Annotated in this window: 13 protein-coding genes; 8 read left to right on the top strand and 5 right to left on the bottom strand. The window is 64.0% G+C overall.

Features of this window, described 5'->3' with window-relative positions; translation table 11 throughout:
* Window positions 1-94 precede the first annotated feature (94 nt).
* Genes HOW07_RS13895 through HOW07_RS13885 form a run of 3 tightly spaced genes read right to left on the bottom strand, consistent with a single transcriptional unit; the run spans window position 95 to window position 5,076 of the window.
* Complete coding sequence (locus HOW07_RS13895) at window positions 95-1,663, bottom strand: glycoside hydrolase family 43 protein (protein ID WP_217485312.1); 1,569 nt, start codon at window positions 1,661-1,663, stop codon at window positions 95-97.
* The gene (locus tag HOW07_RS13890; RefSeq protein WP_217485311.1) at window positions 1,641-3,128 is read right to left on the bottom strand and encodes a family 43 glycosylhydrolase; all 1,488 of its coding nucleotides are present in this window, start codon (window positions 3,126-3,128) and stop codon (window positions 1,641-1,643) included. The genes HOW07_RS13895 and HOW07_RS13890 overlap by 23 nt, the downstream gene beginning before the upstream one ends.
* A 43-nt stretch (window positions 3,129-3,171) precedes the next feature.
* Window positions 3,172-5,076, bottom strand: a complete 1,905-nt coding sequence (locus HOW07_RS13885) for an RICIN domain-containing protein (protein ID WP_217485310.1) — start codon at window positions 5,074-5,076, stop codon at window positions 3,172-3,174.
* Between the two features lie 468 nt (window positions 5,077-5,544).
* On the opposite strand from HOW07_RS13885, the gene HOW07_RS13880 reads away from it, so the two are divergent.
* From HOW07_RS13880 to HOW07_RS13870, 3 genes are all read left to right on the top strand, one after another.
* Window positions 5,545-7,065: an alpha-N-arabinofuranosidase gene (locus HOW07_RS13880; protein WP_175117667.1), complete on the top strand. Its 1,521-nt coding sequence runs from the start codon at window positions 5,545-5,547 to the stop codon at window positions 7,063-7,065.
* Window positions 7,066-7,102: 37 nt separating this feature from the next.
* The gene (locus HOW07_RS13875; protein ID WP_175117494.1) at window positions 7,103-8,026 is read left to right on the top strand and encodes a sugar-binding transcriptional regulator; all 924 of its coding nucleotides are present in this window, start codon (window positions 7,103-7,105) and stop codon (window positions 8,024-8,026) included.
* An 82-nt stretch (window positions 8,027-8,108) separates the two neighbouring features.
* Window positions 8,109-9,167 (top strand): NAD(P)-dependent alcohol dehydrogenase, encoded by a 1,059-nt coding sequence (locus tag HOW07_RS13870; RefSeq protein WP_175117493.1) that lies wholly within the window; start codon window positions 8,109-8,111, stop codon window positions 9,165-9,167.
* A gap of 48 nt (window positions 9,168-9,215) precedes the next feature.
* On the opposite strand, the gene HOW07_RS13865 is transcribed toward HOW07_RS13870, so the two are convergent.
* A complete protein-coding gene (locus HOW07_RS13865; RefSeq protein WP_175117492.1) occupies window positions 9,216-10,289 on the bottom strand; it encodes a LacI family DNA-binding transcriptional regulator in 1,074 nt (357 codons plus the stop codon).
* Window positions 10,290-10,452: 163 nt separating this feature from the next.
* Between HOW07_RS13865 and HOW07_RS13860 the strand changes: the two genes are divergently transcribed.
* The 5 genes from HOW07_RS13860 to HOW07_RS13840 all read left to right on the top strand — a co-directional run bounded on the left by HOW07_RS13860 (window position 10,453) and on the right by HOW07_RS13840 (window position 15,850).
* On the top strand, window positions 10,453-12,015 hold the full coding sequence (locus tag HOW07_RS13860) for an alpha-L-arabinofuranosidase C-terminal domain-containing protein (protein ID WP_175117491.1): 1,563 nt from the start codon (window positions 10,453-10,455) through the stop codon (window positions 12,013-12,015).
* A gap of 37 nt (window positions 12,016-12,052) precedes the next feature.
* Entirely contained in the window at window positions 12,053-13,375 is a 1,323-nt protein-coding gene (locus tag HOW07_RS13855) for a sugar ABC transporter substrate-binding protein (protein WP_217485309.1), read from the top strand.
* A 104-nt stretch (window positions 13,376-13,479) separates the two neighbouring features.
* Complete coding sequence (locus HOW07_RS13850; protein WP_175117490.1) at window positions 13,480-14,307, top strand: carbohydrate ABC transporter permease; 828 nt, start codon at window positions 13,480-13,482, stop codon at window positions 14,305-14,307.
* 140 nt (window positions 14,308-14,447) lie between these two features.
* Window positions 14,448-15,212, top strand: a complete 765-nt coding sequence (locus HOW07_RS13845) for a carbohydrate ABC transporter permease (RefSeq protein WP_197977588.1) — start codon at window positions 14,448-14,450, stop codon at window positions 15,210-15,212.
* Window positions 15,209-15,850 (top strand): hypothetical protein, encoded by a 642-nt coding sequence (locus tag HOW07_RS13840; protein WP_175117488.1) that lies wholly within the window; start codon window positions 15,209-15,211, stop codon window positions 15,848-15,850. Before HOW07_RS13845 ends, HOW07_RS13840 begins: the two co-directional genes overlap by 4 nt.
* On the opposite strand, the gene HOW07_RS13835 is transcribed toward HOW07_RS13840, so the two are convergent.
* Window positions 15,840-16,766 (bottom strand): AEC family transporter, encoded by a 927-nt coding sequence (locus HOW07_RS13835; RefSeq protein ID WP_175117487.1) that lies wholly within the window; start codon window positions 16,764-16,766, stop codon window positions 15,840-15,842. The genes HOW07_RS13840 and HOW07_RS13835 overlap by 11 nt on opposite strands.
* Between the last annotated feature and the right edge of the window lie 27 nt (window positions 16,767-16,793).

Genomic DNA, 16,793 nt, shown 5'->3' with positions numbered 1-16,793 from the left:
CTCAGAGCTCACCAGACTCCTCAGCGCGACCCGTCGATCTCCCGAGCGGGCCGCGCTGAGTGGTCGGAGATTACTCCGACGGAGAAACTGGCGATCAGTAGACGACGTCGAACGTGGCATCCGCTCGATCAAGTACCGTCGAGATCCGCGTGAGCTCCAGTTGACCGTTGATGTGACGGATGTAGCGATCCGGGTAGTTCACCGACCTGAAGGAGTCCCACCCGGCGTCGGCAAGCCCCGGGACTCTCGTGAAGGTTGCGTCTGCGCGGTAGCCGGCTGTCCCGTCGTTCGACGCCAGCACCAGCTTGAATCCCGAGTGACGGAGGAAATGCCCCGGGTAGTTCACGGACTCCAACGAGACCGCCGAGGGGTCCGACAATCCAGCGACGATCCGCCACTGCGAGTCAGCCTGAGGGTCGAACGGAACCGCATCGATACGGGCTTTGAGACCCGCATGCCTGACGTACGAGCCGGGGTAGTTGAACGACTTCAGTCGCTCGCTTTGCGATCCGCCGAAGCGTCCGAGCAAGCGATCATAGTCGGCACGGGCGATCGGCTTGATGCTGTTGTGCTTCGACCCGAGCGGTGCGGTGAAGTCGGCACTGCTGACGGCGTTCCATGTTCCAGTCGTGATGTCGCCCTGCCAGTTGACGAACGTGCTGTTGGGGCAATAGTTGTCACCCCACAACGTCCAGGAACCAGGGTCGGTCAACGACCGCACCAGTGTGGGAGCCTCAGCACATCCGGGTAGGTTCGGGGCCTCCGAATATTGACGGAAACTGCCTGGCTCGAGCGTGGACGACCTCGCCCCCATGAGGCCTGCGTCGGGGTTCGGCCCTCGATAGTAGAGGTAGTTCTGGCCCCCGACACCCGTCACGACGTCGGAGTCGATCACACCGCCCCGCCCTCCGTTGTCGAAGAAGCGGACAGCCGGTGATGCCGTCCGGAAATCGGTGGTGTAGGAGACCATGATGACGCCTTCTGGCCCGCCTGCCGGCGAGGCGGAGTAGGTGATCCCGTATTGCTGGCGAACGGGGTCCCAATGGACCGCCGGCGCCCAGGTGTATGACCCGGGGTTCGCCGAGTTCACGCTCAGCAACCGATCGGCCGACCAGGTGACGAGGTCGGGCGATGTCCAGACATGCAGGTTGGGATTCGCTTGGCCGAAGGGCACACCGACCTCGAGATCTGTCGCGAGGAGCACCCAGGTGCCGTCCTGCAGTCGATGGATGAACGGGTCGCGAATTCCGCCCGTACCCGCCGTCGGGTCGAGGATCGGCCGGTTGTCGTTGAGTGCCTGCCACTGCCTGCCATCGAGACTTACGGCCAGATGGACGTTGTTGGAGTTCCCGGTGCCGTCGAGGCTCTCCCGGAAGTAGGTCATGACGTAGGCCGCATCGGCGTCCGCAGCTGCTGCCGGGGATACCGGGCTTCCGGCTGTCACGAGGCCAGCAAGTATCGCGACGCTGCTGGCGAGCGCGAGGAGGGATCCTCGGCGCAGCCTGGTCGGCAGATGTCCGGTGTGCTGGCGCTGTCGCCGAACGTCCTGAGTGTGAAGTGGTAGCATGCTGGTTCCTTCCAAGGAGTTGCGTGATCGAGCGGGGGCGGGTCGAGAGCGCGTCGTGTTCCGAAGCCCCCGGTCAGTCGATGGCGAACGTCGCATCCGCCGCGCCGACCGTGCCGCTCACCCGCTCCACGTACAGGCGATAGTCGCGGTGCCGGAGGTAGGCTCCGGGTGTGGCGATGGACTCGAAGGACGTCTTGGCGGCGTCCGCAAGCCCTGCACGAAGCGTGAACGATGCCGCGGCCGCGAACGTCGGTGTGTTGTTGGATCTGGCCAACGAGACTCCCGAGGGGCCTGCGAGTAGATAGTGGCCCGGGAAGTTCGCCGACTCGAGCGAGTTCCCACCAGCGAGGCCCTCGACGACGCGGAACCAGGAGTCGACACTGGGTTTGGGCGCGGCGTCGAGGCGACCGACGTAGTTGGCGTGACGGACGAAACGGTCAGGGAAGTTGTGAGACCGCAGGCGCGAGGGCAGGATTCCGGCGGCGACGGGGATGCCGAAGTCCGGGGTGCCGTCGGCGTTCCAGTACAGGCGCTGCACCCTCGCGTGGCGGTTCGGGTCGAACAGCGGATCTCCCGGGATGTCCCGGTACTCACGCGCGTGGTAGACCAGCACGTCGATCTCCCCACCACGCCCGTCCGGCGCGGTCGTGAAGCAGTTGTGACCGGGTCCGTACTGGCTCGTGGCATCGTTCGACACGAACACCGGTCCTGACGACTTGAACCATGAGTTTGCCGAGAGCAGATCGGCTGAGGCGTTGGCCGTCAGCAACCCGAGGCAGTAGTTCGCGTCGGTTGCGCTCGCAGAGAAGCTGATGAATACCCGGTCGTTGCGGATGATGACCGACGGGCCTTCGTTGACTTTGAACCCGCGGGTCTCCCATGATGCCGTCGGAACCGAGATGCGGGTCTGGGGTCCGGTGAGGGTCGACGGGTCGGACATCTCCGAGATGTAGAGATTGCTCCCGGAGTCGATGCCGGGCTCCCCTTGAGCCCACACGAGGTACTGGCGGCCGTTGTGGGAGAAGGTCGTGGCGTCCAGGGAGAACGTGTCGAACTGGGTGAGGATCCGTGCCCGCACGCTCCAGTTGGCGGTCATAGGGTCGGGGCCATCCGCCTGGAGCACGTACGGGCGGACGCGGAAGGGTTCGCCGGCGTCGCCGGCTGCGAAGTAGATGTACCACCGGCCGCCCACCTGATGGATCTCGGGCGCCCAGATATACCCGCCCATCGTCCCGCTCGGCGGCCGGACCCAGAGCGTGCGCTCAGTCGCGGTGGCGAGCCCGGCCAATGATGGTGCGGCCCGAAGGACGATCCGGTCGTACTCGGGGACCGACGCGGTGAAGAGGTAGCGACCGTCGGGATGCCGGTTGATGTGCGGATCGGCCCGCTGCCGGATCAGCGGGTTCTGTGCTCCGAGCGGCAGGAGTGCCGGTGCGGCGACGGCGGCACCGGCGACACCGAGAGCGGGTAGCGCCAGTCCCGCCGTCAGCCCTGCCGCTCCGATCAACAGCGTGCGGCGGGAGAGCGAGGAAGGTGCTTGCGCGAGAGGGGGGATGTTCACAGGGTGACTCCTTCGTCATCGTGAGGTGGGTTGGTGGGACGAATCACTTGATGGTGAATCGCTGGCACGCGTTGTCGAGTGTGCTGTATTGCTGCAGCCGCGCGCCGTCACCGGCTGCGCAGTCGGCGAGGTCGATCGACTTCCCGGTGAGTGCCGACACGAACCGTATGGAGCCGTCCGAGAGTGGCGTGAGGCGCCAGGATGATGCGGTCCCGCAGGCCTCCTGTACCAGGCCGGCGCCGTCAGCAGTGGATCCGCCACTCACGGCGAGGCACAAGGCTGGTGCCGAGGCCGGGTGGATGCGCACCGCGCCACCGACGTCGGAACTGAAGGTGTAGGTCTGGCAGGGCGATCCCAGATACTGATGCTGTTGGAGGGTCGCGCCGATCGCCGTGTCGCAGTTCGGCACGTCGAAGGACTTGCCGGTCGGGACGCTGAGGATCTGGGTCGGTCCGACCGGGCGGATCGACCACTGCTGACAGGCGTTGCCGAGCGCTCTCCACTGCCTCACCTCTCCCCCTGCGGCCGTCGTGCAGTTCGCGACGTCCAGCATCTTGCCGTTGGCGCGGTTCGCGATGTTGAGGTAGCCCTCCGATGCCGGGGCGGGGAGCCACTCCTGGCAGGTGTTCGCCAGCCAGGCCCATTGGCGGGCGTCAGTTCCGTCCGCGGTTCCACAGTTCGCGGAATCGAGGACCTTGTTGGTCGAGGCGTTCACGAAACGGTACGCGCCGTCCGCGGTCGAATCCATGACCCAACTGGACGCGGCGGTTGCGCTGTTCGCGCAGGCTCCCTGCACCACGTTGCCGCCGTCGACGGTCGAGCCGCCCGCGACCGTCAGGCACAGGCCGCTGTTGCGGTTCACGACTTCGAAGGACGCGCCTTCGACACTGGCGCTGACCGGCCCGCGCTCACCGGAGGGCACCGCAATGGGCGTGCCGGTGGCGATCGGCGTCCCGAAGTCCGGCTCGCCACTCGCATTCCACGTCACCTGTTGCGCCCGCGCCGAACGCTGACGAGCGCATCCACCGTCGGCCCTGGTGTTGCCGTGATAGAGGTTCCACGTCTGGGTGCCGTCGGGTGAGGTGAAGAAGTCGTTGTGCCCGGGGCCGAAGACGCCATTCGCCTTCGAGAAGACGGGACCCGCACTTTTGTTCCACGATGCTGCGAGCACCGGATCACCGCCGGTGTACCTCAGCGTTCCGAGCTGGTAATCCTCGGTACCGCAGGAACTGGCCGAGAAGACGATCCACGTCTTTCCGTCCTTCTGCAGCGGCACTGGGCCTTCGTTCACCGGCATACCGATGCGCTCCCAGTCGGCCGTCGGCTGGGACAGGATGTTGATCGGGCCGGTGGCCGTCCACGGGTTCGACATCCTCGCGATGTAGTTGCTCTGCAGGCGATTCGGCTCCGGGGAGAACATGGACCAGGTCACGAACAACTCGCCGTTCAGCTCCAGGTACGAGCCGTCGATGTTCCAATCGTTCGTCGGAATCGGCTGTCCTTTGTAGGTGTACGGACCGGTCGGGTCGTCGCCGGCGCTCTCGATCACCTGCAGGTGCTGGCGGTCGAACGTCCCGGCTGCGCCCATGGTGTACATCAGGTACCAGCGCGGACCGTTCGGGCCGGTGAGACGCTTGAGTTCGGGCGCCCACATGTTGGCGTTGCGCCCGGCGGTGGTGTCCGAATAGACCGTGACTGGGGCAGCGGTCTTCAGCCCCTCGAGCGCGGGCGCCTTGCGCATCACGACCCGGTTGTCCCAGGTGGTGGCGACGAGGTAGTAATTCCCGTCGAAGAACTCGATCGTGGGATCGGCTCCGTCGGGCAGAACGGGGTTCGTGAACGTCGCCTCGCCGATGGCGTCTGCGGGTGACGTCGGCGCGACCAGTGCGCCGGATAGGACGAACAGCAGACATGCCGCTGCGAGGAGGAAACGACGGAAGAGTGACACGGAGAGCTCCTTCGATCTCGAGTCGCGGCCAAGCGCAGCCACAATGCCGCACTCAGATGCTGCATCTCTTCGCGTGCCGAGCACGCCAGAGCAGCTGACCGTCCGGGTGCGGGGGCACCCTCCTGACGGAAGTCGGACGGCGTCGTCCGTCACCAACGCTCATGAATTGTGAGCGCTATCAACCGGATCACAATGTGCACCATGTGGGGGGTTTAAGTCAACTGACTGCAGGACAGGGGACCCCGGTCCACCGATGAGAGCGCTCACAGCACACTCGTCGTCGTCGATATACCCGCACCTCGGCGACCGCCGGCCGCAAATGCACGGGTGCCGCGGGAACCACGGGCAGGCCCGTCAGCGATACGGAAATCGAGCACGCACAGCCCTGAAATTGAGCGTTGTGTTCTTTTTTGTTCCGAGATATGTTCTGTGCCGTTGCTGCTCAGCCGCAGCGGAAAGGACACCCCGATGACATCCCGTCAGCGCGCGCTCCTCACGACGTCCCAGACCCATCCCATCGGCGAGATCGACAGACGTCTCTTCGGATCGTTCATCGAGCACCTCGGTCGCTGCGTTTACGACGGAGTCCTAGAACCCGGACACCCACTCGCCGACGAGAGAGGTTTTCGAAGCGATGTGCTCGACCTGGTCCAGGAACTCGGGGTTACGACCGTCCGTTACCCAGGAGGCAACTTCGTGTCAGGCTTCTGCTGGGAGGATGCGGTCGGCCCGAAAGAGCAACGGCCACGTCGGCTCGACCTCGCCTGGCATTCGACCGAGACGAACCAGTTCGGCCTCGATGAGTTCATCGATTGGGCGGCAGAAGCCGACGTTGAGCCGATGTACGCGGTCAACCTCGGAACGCGCGGCGTGGAAGAGGCGTTGAACGTGCTGGAATACTCGAACCACCGCTCAGGCACCGAACTCGCAGATGCAAGAATCGCCAACGGGCACCGGAAACCGCATGCCATTCGGATGTGGTGCCTCGGAGACGAGATGGACGGCCCCTGGCAGCTCGGCCACCGCAACGCAACGGATAATGGAAAGGTCGCGGCCCGAACCGCGCGCGCGATGAGGCAGTTCGACGAGTCGCTCGAGCTCGTCGTGTGCGGCTCGTCCCACGCGCGTATGCCGACGTTCGGCGCCTGGGAACACGCGGTCCTGTCCGAGACGTTCGATGACGTCGACTTCATCTCCGCCCATGCCTACTTCGAGGAGACGGACGGCGACGCGGCGACATTCCTCGCTTCTGCCGTGGAGATGGACCGGTTCATCGAGGCAGTCGCGGCACAAGCGGACGCCGTTGCCGGCGCCCGCAAGAGCACCAAGCAGATCATGATCTCATTCGACGAGTGGAAGGTCTGGTATAGCGCCCGATTCAACCAGGAAGAGAAGATCACGGCTCCCGACCAGTGGCCGGAGGCACCCCGCCTCCTGGAGGACCGTTACTCGGTCCTCGATGCGGTTGTCCTCGGTGGCCTACTGATCTCTCTTCTGAATCATGCTGACCGGGTCAAGGCAGCATCGCTCGCACAGTTGGTGAACGTGATCGCTCCCATCATGACCGAGCCCGGAGGGCCAGCCTGGCGCCAAACGATCTTCTACCCGTTCGCGGCGACGTCTGCGCTCGCCACCGGACGCACACTGCGAACCACCTTCGAAACACCGACCTATGACACCGAGAAGTACGGAACCGTTCGTACGGTCGATGCGGCAGTCACCTTCGACGAGTCCACAGGCAGCGGGTCCGTGTTTCTGGTCAACCGTTCCCTCACCGATGAGGTCGACGTCGAGCTCACACTGGACGGCTGCGGCTGCAGCCATGTCGAGTCGACTCAGACCGTCTCGGACGAAGATGTCTCGGCGTCCAACACACTTGAACATCAGGACCGGATGGTCCCGCACCCGAACGTGACCACCCGGATCGAAGACTCGGTCCTCCGCGTCACGCTCCCCGCCGTGTCCTGGACTGCCATCAAGTTGGTGTGAGGCGAGGCCCGGTACCGAGCGAACGCAGACGAACGTCATGGCACTGTTGCGACAGACCGAGTCGGCCTATGCGGCGAAGCGGTTTCTTGTCGACCGTGCTTCCAAGGTCACCATCGCAAGCGAACTGGGGATGTCCCGGTTCCGCGTTGCGAGGCTCATCGACGAGGCCTACGAGAACGGGCTCGTCGACGTGAAGATCAGCATGCCGGGCGGCGTTGATTGGGAACTCTCCAGTGCGATTAAGGAGCAATTCGGCCTGGCCTCGGCCTCGGTCGTGCAAGTGACGGCTCAGGACGCAAAGACGGTCCGGAGCGCCCTCGGGCCAGTGGCCGCGCAAGTTCTGCGGGACGAACTCCGAGACGGCGACCTTCTCGGCGTGTCCGTGGGGAGATCGATGCTCGACGTCGCTCTGTCCGCCCGCGGCCTTCCGCATTGCGATGTGGTCCAGCTCACGGGCATCGCCGCCCCCGATCCCGCGTCGGATCAAGCGATACCGGACATTATGGCGCGAGCCTCCGGGGGCTCTGCCCATCTGCTGCACTCACCGCTGACCCTCCCGGACCCAACAATCGCGGCCGCGATGCGCAGCCGCCCGATCAACCGCCGGAGCCTCGCGAAGCTGGACGATCTCGATATCGCCATCGTCACCATCGGCAGCTGGGATCCTCCCCAATCCCAGCTGTTCGAGACTCTGGCCGATGAGGAGTTGCGCCGACGCATCCTGCAAACCGGAGTGCTTGGGGAGGTGGGCGCGACGCTTTTTCTCGGCGATGGCCGACTCTCGGAGGACCTGGCGCCGGTCGCGATCGCCGTGTCCGTGGCACAGCTCGCTCGCGCGCGCTCGGTCATCGCGGTCGCGGGCGGGCCGGGGAAGGCGCGCGCCATCAGGGCGGCCTTGCTGTCGGACATGGTGTCCTCGCTTGTGACCGACGGCCCGACGGCCCGCGAACTTCTCCGATAGCCGCTCACATGAGCGGTGACAAACCCCGGTTCGGCGAACCGTCCTACCGTGTGGAACGCACACTCGACGAAATGGAAACCACATGACCGACCAGGCAGGTACGAAGGAGCACGAAGTAAGGCGGATGCGCGCAAGCGTGCTGACTGGACCGCGACAGCTGGAGGTGCAAGAAGTCCGTGTCCCAGACGTCGGCTCCCGGGACGTACTCGTGCGAGTGGAAGCAGTCGGAGTTTGCGGATCCGATACTCACTTCTATCAGGCCGGACGGATCGGTGATCTGGTCGTCGAGGGACCGATCATTCTCGGTCACGAGACTGCGGGGGTGATCGTCGACGTCGGTGTTGAGGTTGATCGAGCCAGGATCGGGGAACGGGTGTCTATCGAGCCACAGCGGCCGTGTCGTCGCTGCGATCATTGCCGGAACGGCGATTACAACCAATGCTCGGACATCGAATTCTATGGTGCCTACCCAATCCACGGCTCGTTCGCCGAGTTCGCCGTCATTCCCGATGATTTCGCATACCGTCTCCCCGACGCCATGACGCTCGAGGAGGGCGCCTTGCTCGAGCCGCTCTCGGTCGCGATCTACGCATGCCGCACTGGACGAATCACGGCCGGCTCGAGGGTACTCATCGCTGGCGCTGGACCGATCGGGCTGCTCATCGCGCAGGTCGCTTTCGCATTCGGAGCAGCCGAGGTGTCGGTGACAGACCCCCGGCGGAGCCGCCGAGATTTCGCGGAGGAGTACGCCGAGGTCCGCGGCATGGTCCCCGCCGCGCTCGAGGGAGTGCCGCCCTTCGCAGATGTCTTCATCGATGCATCCGGAGCTCCATCGGCGATCGTCAGCGGGGTGCTAGCGGTGCACCCTCGCGGAAGGGTGGTCCTCGTTGGGATGGGGATGGACGATGTCACGCTCCCGGTATCGGTGATCCAGCATCGAGAGCTCATGGTGACCGGGACGTTCCGCTATGCACACACCTGGCCGCTCGCTATAGAACTCGCTTCGACCGGGAAGGTGCGACTTGCGCCGCTCGTGACGAGCAGGCATTCGCTCGACGACGTGGAGAGCGCTCTTCTAGCGGCATCGACAGATCCATCCAGCGTCAAGTCGGTCGTCGTCCCCACTGCGATGAAGGAGTGACTCACGGAACGGGCGCGGGCTCGCCATGTTCACTGCTGAGCCCGACCGTCAGAGCTTTCGGGTCGAAGCCCGCACGATCAGGGAGCCGAGGAGCGCGGTGCGGGCAGGACTGACGACTTCTCCGGCGCTGTCCTCAGAACGCTCGATGAGGAAGCGCATCGTCCGAGCGGCTGCTCGACCGAGGTCGAACGTCGGGATGTGATAAGTCGTGAGTGGGGGCGACATGAGCTGGCTCTGGTGGACATCATCGGTCGCGACGATCGAGATGTCCTCTGGAATGCGCAGTCCTGCTTCTGCGATCGCCTGATACGCACCAAAGGCGCTCTTGTCGCTCACGGCATAGATGGCAGTCGGCGGTTCAGACAGCGCCAAGAGCTGCACGGTCTGGCGATAGCCCTTAAGGACGTCACCCGGTTCTTGACGAGGCATGAGCCCAGGGTCGGGAGTCAAGCCGGCATCTGAAAGCGCCGCCTGATATCCGTACATCCGGTCTCGGAGGCTCACATATCGTCTGGATCCGAGGAGCATTCCAATACGGCGATGGCCGAGATCCAGCAGGTGGGACGTGCTCAGGTGCCCCGCCGTGAAGTTGTCGGCCGTCACGGCATGCGTGCTGGCGTCGTCCTCGAGGTAGTTCTCCAGAAGTACGACCGGTATCGAACTCCGAACGACGCGCCTGACCACATCGCCGTCGACATCACCTCCATTGGCCAGGATGACGCCGTCGAGGCCGCCTCCGGACATCGAAGCGAGGTCGCGGATCGGATCGTCGCCGACTCGACAGAGTTGAAGCAACATCCGCATGCCGTGCTCTCTGAGTCCCTGCTCGACGCCCGAGACGACCTGCGCCATGAAGCCGTCCTTCGCCGCCTCCGGAGAGATGGCTTCCATGACGAGCCCGACCGTGAGCTTTCGCGCCGCCTCACGCGGCCGCTGCACGTGGACGTATCCGATCTCCTCTATGGCCTGCAGGATCGCCGAACGACGTCGATCGGAGACGCCGCCCTTGCCGTTGAGGACCAGAGACACCGCTGAAACGCTCGTGCCGGCCCGCGCTGCCACATCACGCATCGTCGCAACGCTCGCGGCGCCAGCAGCTTTGGCTGAATTCAGGTTCGACATGTAACTCTTCTCGGTCGAAAGGTGTCCCTCATCTAAACACGCTGTCCAAAAAAAACAAACAAGAACAGGACGCTTTGTTGCGGCATGTTCCATCACGCCAATAGAGTGCTGCCATCAGTCCCGTCGCTGCGGACGGGCTCACAGAATCAGGAGAACTTCATCGATGACCACTTCAGCCCGAGCCGACATCAGCCTGGCGTCAACGCCAACGACGTACTCCCGGGACATCTTCGGGCACTTCATCGAACACTTCCACCGGCAGGTCTACGGAGGGATCTTCGAACCGGGCTCGCAGCTGACCGACGAGCGCGGATTCCGCCTCGATGTCATCGAGGCGATGCGCGAGCTGCGGCCCTCGGTCGTTCGTTGGCCCGGAGGCTGCTTCGTATCCGGATACCACTGGGTCGACGGAGTGGGACCGGACCGCGTGCCCTTCTACGATAAGGCGTGGCGCGTCACCGACCCCAACACCTTCGGAACGAAGGAGTTCATCGCGTGGTGCGAGGCAATCGGTGCTGCACCCTACATCTGCACCAACGCTGGAACCGGCACTGCCGAGCAGATGAGCGACTGGGTCGAATACACGAACCTCCCGGCCGGGTCCGGGAAGTGGTCAGATCTCCGAGCAGCACATGGCGACCAGCGCCCCTTCGATGTGCGCTACTGGAGTATCGGCAACGAAAACTACGGTGACTGGGAGATCGGGGCCAAGGACGCTCACGAGTGGTCGCGGCTGGTTGCGGAGTCAGCAAAGATGATGCGCCACGTGGACGAGGACCTCATTCTCCTCACCGCCGCTCGAGCCGACCTGGACTGGATGCTTCCGCTACTCAACGAAGCGGGTCAGTTCCTCGACACTTTGTCGATCCACGGCTACTGGGACAAGTTGTCCCAGGTCGATGAGCCCTCCGACTACCTGACCTCGATCGCACAGTCTGTCGCTCCGCAGGACGACATTCAGCGCACTCGCGAGATCATCGGGGCCGCCGGCCTCACGGGGAAGATCTCAATCGCGTTCGACGAGTGGAACCTTCGAGGATGGCATCACCCGAACGGCAACTCACCCGAGAAGCTCGCAGCACGAGACCGCAACGACCTGAACTCGACCTACACGGTTGCCGACGCCCTCTTCTCGGCAAGCTTCTTCAACACGTGTCTTCGTAACGCGGACATCGTGTCAATGGCGAACATCGCGCCCAGTGTGAACACTCGAGGTCCCCTGTACGTCCATGCCGATGGCGTCGTGCGCCGCACGACATTCCATGTGATGTCCATGTATGCCACTCTCCTCGGCGATCGCGCTCTGACCAGTAGCGCTCAGTCCCGAGAGCTCCCGGGAACCGACATCCCGGTCTTCGATCACCTTGCAACGATCGACGAAGCGACCGGTCAGCTGTCGATCGTGCTCATCAACCGTGAGCCTGTCGAAGACCTGCAGGTCACCCTTTCGATCGGGGGAGTCCCCGTGGACGGCACCTTCCCATCCACCGTCCTGTCGGGTCCCAACGTCGACGCCTTCAATGATGTCGACCGGCCGGACGCAGTCGTCCCTATCGAGCGCCAACTTGGCTTCCACCACGGCGTCGTCAACCTCGAACCCCACTCCGTGACGATCTGCCAGATCGCGCTGCCACTCGCCCATGGAGCAGGAGCCGTCGAAACGCCGGCGCCTGGGCTCGCTTGGGAGCTCGACGGTCGGCTCTGGCACCGCAACGCCACCGCTTGACCCGTCATTCGAACCACCATCGATCAAAGGAGATTTCATGGACATCATCACTGGCGGCCCGGTTATCAGCCGGGCGACCCTGCTCCGGGGGATGGGCGCCGCGGCGCTCCTCTCCGTCACCGGCGTTTCCTTGGCAGCATGTGCCCCAGGAGCCGGCCCGAACGGCCCGACCTCGGGCAAGCTGGTCTTCGTCGTCTACGGAGACGCGGAGGCCCAGAAGACGTACAACCGTCTCTTCGCGGCGTTCTCGAAGCAATATCCGGGCATTCAACTTCAAGCGCTGGCGATCGCGGCCGACACTTGGGCGGACTTCCTCAACACCGTCTCGACACGGATTGCCGGCGGGCAGCAGATCGATGTCATCCAGGTCGCAACCGAGGGCCAGCGGCTGTTCGCATCACGAGATGTCCTCGAGCCACTCGACTCGTTCATCAGCAAGGACCGGTCGCTGGTCGACGAGTACTACGCCGACACGCCGCCGCAGCTTCGTGAATGGTTGAACACCTACGGCTCGCCCGACGGTCGCACCTACTACATGCCGACCGGCTACAACACGATGGCGCTGCAGGTGAGTACGAAGGTGCTCTCGCAGGCCGGAATCGAACTTCCGGACGCCGGCTGGACCTGGGACGAGTTCCGCGCCGCCGGGCAGACACTGAAGAGTAAAACCGGTGCGTTCATCGGCACCGCTGGAAGCGGATACTTCATCGATGTCATGCCCTGGCTCGTCAACAACGGTGCCAGCACCATGGACGCGGACTGGACGAAGCCGACCTTCTACACCCCGCAGGCTGTGGAGGCGCTCGAGTTCGTCCGGTCTCTGGTCGTCGACCAACTCGTGCCGAAGCCCGGCGGGACCTTCGACGCCGCATCGCAGATGCAGAAGGGCAAGCTGGCCACGTTTGGCGGCGGACGCTGGCCGACTGCCGCCTTCCAGGACTTGAAGATGTCAGACCAGGTCACCCTGCGTCCCTGGCCTCGGAACCAGACTGAAGGGACAGTCGTCGGCTGGGAGGGTTGGCCGATCCTGAAGGGGTCGAAGAACAAGGAGGCGGCGTGGACCTTGATCAAGTTCCTCATGTCGAAGGAGTACGGGGAGGCGATCACGACAGGAGGTGCTTCCTTCGTCCCTGCCCGCGTCTCGATCACCACGGGCCCGCTTTTCACGAAGGACGCACCTTCCAACTCCACGCTGCTGTATGAACAGCTGCCCACCGCGGTGCCGCTCCCCGCGCCGGATCGCTCCACCGAGTTTGCTCGCATCGTCGAGGAGGCTTGGTCACAGGGGGTGACCGGCGCGAAGTCGGCTGACACCGCCCTCCGTGACGCTCAGAAGAAGCTGGAGGGGCTGGTGTCGTGAGCGCTTCTCCAGCTGCCGTACGGGTGGGGACTCCCTCATCTCCACCCGTACGGCGTCACCGCCGACGCAACGGCTGGACCGCGGCCGCCTTCATCGGGCCCGCGATGCTGCTGTTCCTGGTGTTCATCCTCGGACCACTCATCGCGGCGTTCATCCTGAGCTTCTTCCACTACGACCTCCTGACTCCGCCCGAATACGCGGGTCTGGAGAACTTTCAGGCCCTCGCTACAGATCCGCTCGTCCTCCGCGCGCTAGGGAACACCTTTCTCTTCAGCCTCGGTTCGATGGTGACCCACCTCGTCGGCGGCCTGCTCCTCGCACTCGCCGTGAACTCCGGCATCAACAAAGTGCTCGGATACCTTGTGCGCTCTGCAGTCTTCTTCCCGTTCCTCATCTCCTGGGCAGCAGTCGCGCTCATCTGGCAGTTCGTCCTGGACCCGGCCTTCGGTCTCCTCAACCACTACCTCGGAACGATCGGGATCTCAGCACCGAACTGGTTTGCGGATCCTGCCTGGGCGTTGCCCGCGATCATCGGAATCGACTTCTGGCATACCATCGGATACACGTTCCTGATCATGCTCGCCGGCCTTCAGACCATCCCTCGTGAGATCAATGAAGCCGCAACCGTCGATGGGGCCTCTGCCGTCCAGCGGTTCTTCCACATCACGCTGCCACTCATGTCACCGACGCTGTTCTTCGCGACCATCGTGACGTTCATCGGCGCTTTCCAGATCTTCGATCCCATTCAGATCATCACCAAGGGCGGCCCGGACGATGCGACGTTGTCCGCCGTCATGTATCTCTACCGAACCGGCTTCCAAGCGTTCGAAATTGGCTACGCCTCGTCAGTCGCGTTGGTGATCTTCGTGGTCATCATGCTCGTCACACTGGTGCAGTTCATCGGACTTCGCAGATGGGTTGACCAGACATGACATCCTCCACAGATCAGACCGGTGTCCCGCAGGGCGCCGACGCCCGTGCGACCCGACCCTCTCGGACACGTCGGCGAACACCCGGTCAACGCGCATTACGGGGACTGCTCAACCTGGGTCTCTGCCTCATCATCGTGCTCATGGCAGCCCCTCTCGTCTGGCTTGTGTCGTCAAGCCTGACCGCTCCTGAAGCAGCCTTCCAGCTGCCGCCCAACTGGATACCGATCCCGTTCACCCTGGACAACTTCGTGGCGGTCTTCACCGTCGTTCCTCTCGGACGCATGGCGCTGAACAGCCTCATCGTCGCGGTCATCAGCGTCGGCGGATCGCTGATCATCGCGTCTCTAGCAGCGTATGCGTTCTCACGCCTGCAATTCCGTGGCAAGGAAGCGGTCTTCGTCGTCCTCCTCTCGGCTCTGATGATCCCCGGCCAGCTCACGCTCATTCCCGTGTTCATTCTGATGCGCAACATCGGCCTCATCGACTCACTGGCTGCCCTCTGGCTCCCTGCCCTCATCAACGTGTTCGCGATCTTCTTCCTCCGTCAGTACTTCAATTCCATTCCCCGCGACCTGGACGAAGCCGCTCGGATCGATGGTGCCGGACACGTGCGTATCCTGTTCCAGATCATGCTGCCGTTGGCCACGCCGGCGCTCTCTGCGCTCGCCATCCTCGGCTTCGAAGCGTCGTGGAACAGTTACTTCGGACCACTGGTCTTCTTGAACACGCCTGAGAACATGACGCTCCCGATTGGCCTGGTGTCCCTCTCCTCGGGGCTGGGCTCGGCACAACCGACAGTCGTCTTCGCCGGAATCACCCTGGTGGTCCTGCCGATGCTCGTGCTCTTCCTTCTGCTGCAACGGACGTTTGTGGAAAGCGTGGCGGCGGTGGGGGTGCGCGGATGACGTACAACGCCCTCGCTTCGGTGCCCCGCAACCCCCTCACGAGAGCGGCGGCGGCGATCTGGACGGACCTCCCTGTCCAACTGCTCCTCGGCACCGCCGCCGCCGCTGCGTGGTCTCTTGCGCGCTACTCTGTTCTGTTCACCTTCATTGCACTGCTCATCGTGGTTCCCATTCTCGGACTGCAACTCGCCGTATTCACCGCGTCCTACGACGGTCGGGCAGTCCGGCTGTCTGCGACGTTGGCGCTACTCCCCCGCGCAGCCCTGTCTGCCTGGCTGTTGAGCGGTCCGGGAGTCGCTGCGTTCGCGCTCACCGTCGCGGCGTTCCAGATCTTCGCCGTGAGCGGCCAGTCCTGGATGCTCCTGAGTGGGGGTGCCGGCCTCGCCGTCACGGTCGTCCTGACGGCCATCGGTCTCATGGCGGCACCACGGACGATGGCCGGAAAGCAACCGCGTAGGTCGGCTTGGGCCGATGCATTCATCCAGTTCGTTTCGAGGCCAGCGTCAGGACTTGCTACCGTCTCGGTGTTCGGTCTCGCCGGTTGGGCCAGTTCCGTGTTGGCTTTCCCTCTCCTCATTCTGTTGTCCCTGCCGCTCGTCGCCCTGTGGCACGCCACCACTCGGCCACTCACGAACTGACGTTCAGGAGCGAGAGGAGCAGGGGGATGGTCACACAAGCGAGGACCGTCTGGACACCGGTGATGGACGCCATAAGCCGCGCGTCTCCGCCCATGCGGGACGCGAGTACATAGGCCGACGGTGCCGTAGGGACGGCCGTGATGAGCAGGATGCTCGTCAGGGTCGGTCCGGTGATCCCGAAGGTGAAGGCGATGGCGACTGCGCCGAGCGGGAGCGCGATGAGCTTCACGGTGGCCGTGATGCCGATATCGAGGATGTCTCGTCGGGAAAATGACCAGCGAAGCGCCGCACCGGAGATGAGCGTGCCGCAGACGAGGGCCGGAGCTGCGAGAAGCATGATCGTCGAGGAGACCGGGCCAGGCAGTGATACCCCGGAGAGATTGACGATGAGGCCGAGGGCGACGCCCTGGATGAGTGGGTTCACGAGCATCTCTTTCCACAGTGGCGGTTTGCGGCTGTCTCCTAAGCGGTCACCGAACCTGGACAGCGCACTGACGGAGATCACGTTGACGAGGGGCACGACGACCGCGCTGGCCAGAGCAAAGGTCGCCGTCCCCTCTGCCGCGTGGAGCGACGAGGCGAAGACGAGCCCGATATAGGTATTGATCCGGATCGAGCCTTGCACGAGTGACGTCAGCTGTGGACCGCCCGCGCGCAGCGGCCGCCGGAGAACGACGATCACTCCTGTTGCGACGAGGATGGGCGCAGCGACGCTCACAGCAAGCGGTCCGAGGGGGACCGATCCGAGGTCCGTCGACGCCACAGAGGTGACGAAGAGGGCAGGGGTGAAGACCCGGTAACTCATCCACTCGAGGCCGCGCCAGAAGCTCGGGTCGCTGACGAACCAACGTCGGATGGCCGCCCCACCTCCCAAGAGCAGGAGTATCGGGACGATCGCCGTTGCCACACCAGTCATGAGAACCGACTGTGGTGCAATGGGTCA

This window comes from Plantibacter sp. MCCC 1A11337 (assembly GCF_013349365.1).
GTDB lineage: Bacteria > Actinomycetota > Actinomycetes > Actinomycetales > Microbacteriaceae > Plantibacter > Plantibacter flavus_A.
This window is presented reverse-complemented; position numbering and strand designations above follow the sequence as displayed.

What these genes read in the sequence shown, in the direction of transcription:
- HOW07_RS13835 (WP_175117487.1), bottom strand. Translation starts at nt 16,766, where the DNA reads ATGACTGGTGTGGCAACGGCGATCGTCCCGATACTCCTGCTCTTGGGA.
- HOW07_RS13865 (WP_175117492.1), bottom strand. Translation starts at nt 10,289, where the DNA reads ATGTCGAACCTGAATTCAGCCAAAGCTGCTGGCGCCGCGAGCGTTGCG.
- HOW07_RS13875 (WP_175117494.1), top strand. Translation starts at nt 7,103, where the DNA reads ATGGCACTGTTGCGACAGACCGAGTCGGCCTATGCGGCGAAGCGGTTT.
- HOW07_RS13895 (WP_217485312.1), bottom strand. Translation starts at nt 1,663, where the DNA reads ATGCGACGTTCGCCATCGACTGACCGGGGGCTTCGGAACACGACGCGC.
- HOW07_RS13870 (WP_175117493.1), top strand. Translation starts at nt 8,109, where the DNA reads ATGACCGACCAGGCAGGTACGAAGGAGCACGAAGTAAGGCGGATGCGC.
- HOW07_RS13855 (WP_217485309.1), top strand. Translation starts at nt 12,053, where the DNA reads ATGGACATCATCACTGGCGGCCCGGTTATCAGCCGGGCGACCCTGCTC.
- HOW07_RS13860 (WP_175117491.1), top strand. Translation starts at nt 10,453, where the DNA reads ATGACCACTTCAGCCCGAGCCGACATCAGCCTGGCGTCAACGCCAACG.
- HOW07_RS13840 (WP_175117488.1), top strand. Translation starts at nt 15,209, where the DNA reads ATGACGTACAACGCCCTCGCTTCGGTGCCCCGCAACCCCCTCACGAGA.
- HOW07_RS13845 (WP_197977588.1), top strand. Translation starts at nt 14,448, where the DNA reads ATGGCAGCCCCTCTCGTCTGGCTTGTGTCGTCAAGCCTGACCGCTCCT.
- HOW07_RS13850 (WP_175117490.1), top strand. Translation starts at nt 13,480, where the DNA reads ATGCTGCTGTTCCTGGTGTTCATCCTCGGACCACTCATCGCGGCGTTC.
- HOW07_RS13880 (WP_175117667.1), top strand. Translation starts at nt 5,545, where the DNA reads ATGACATCCCGTCAGCGCGCGCTCCTCACGACGTCCCAGACCCATCCC.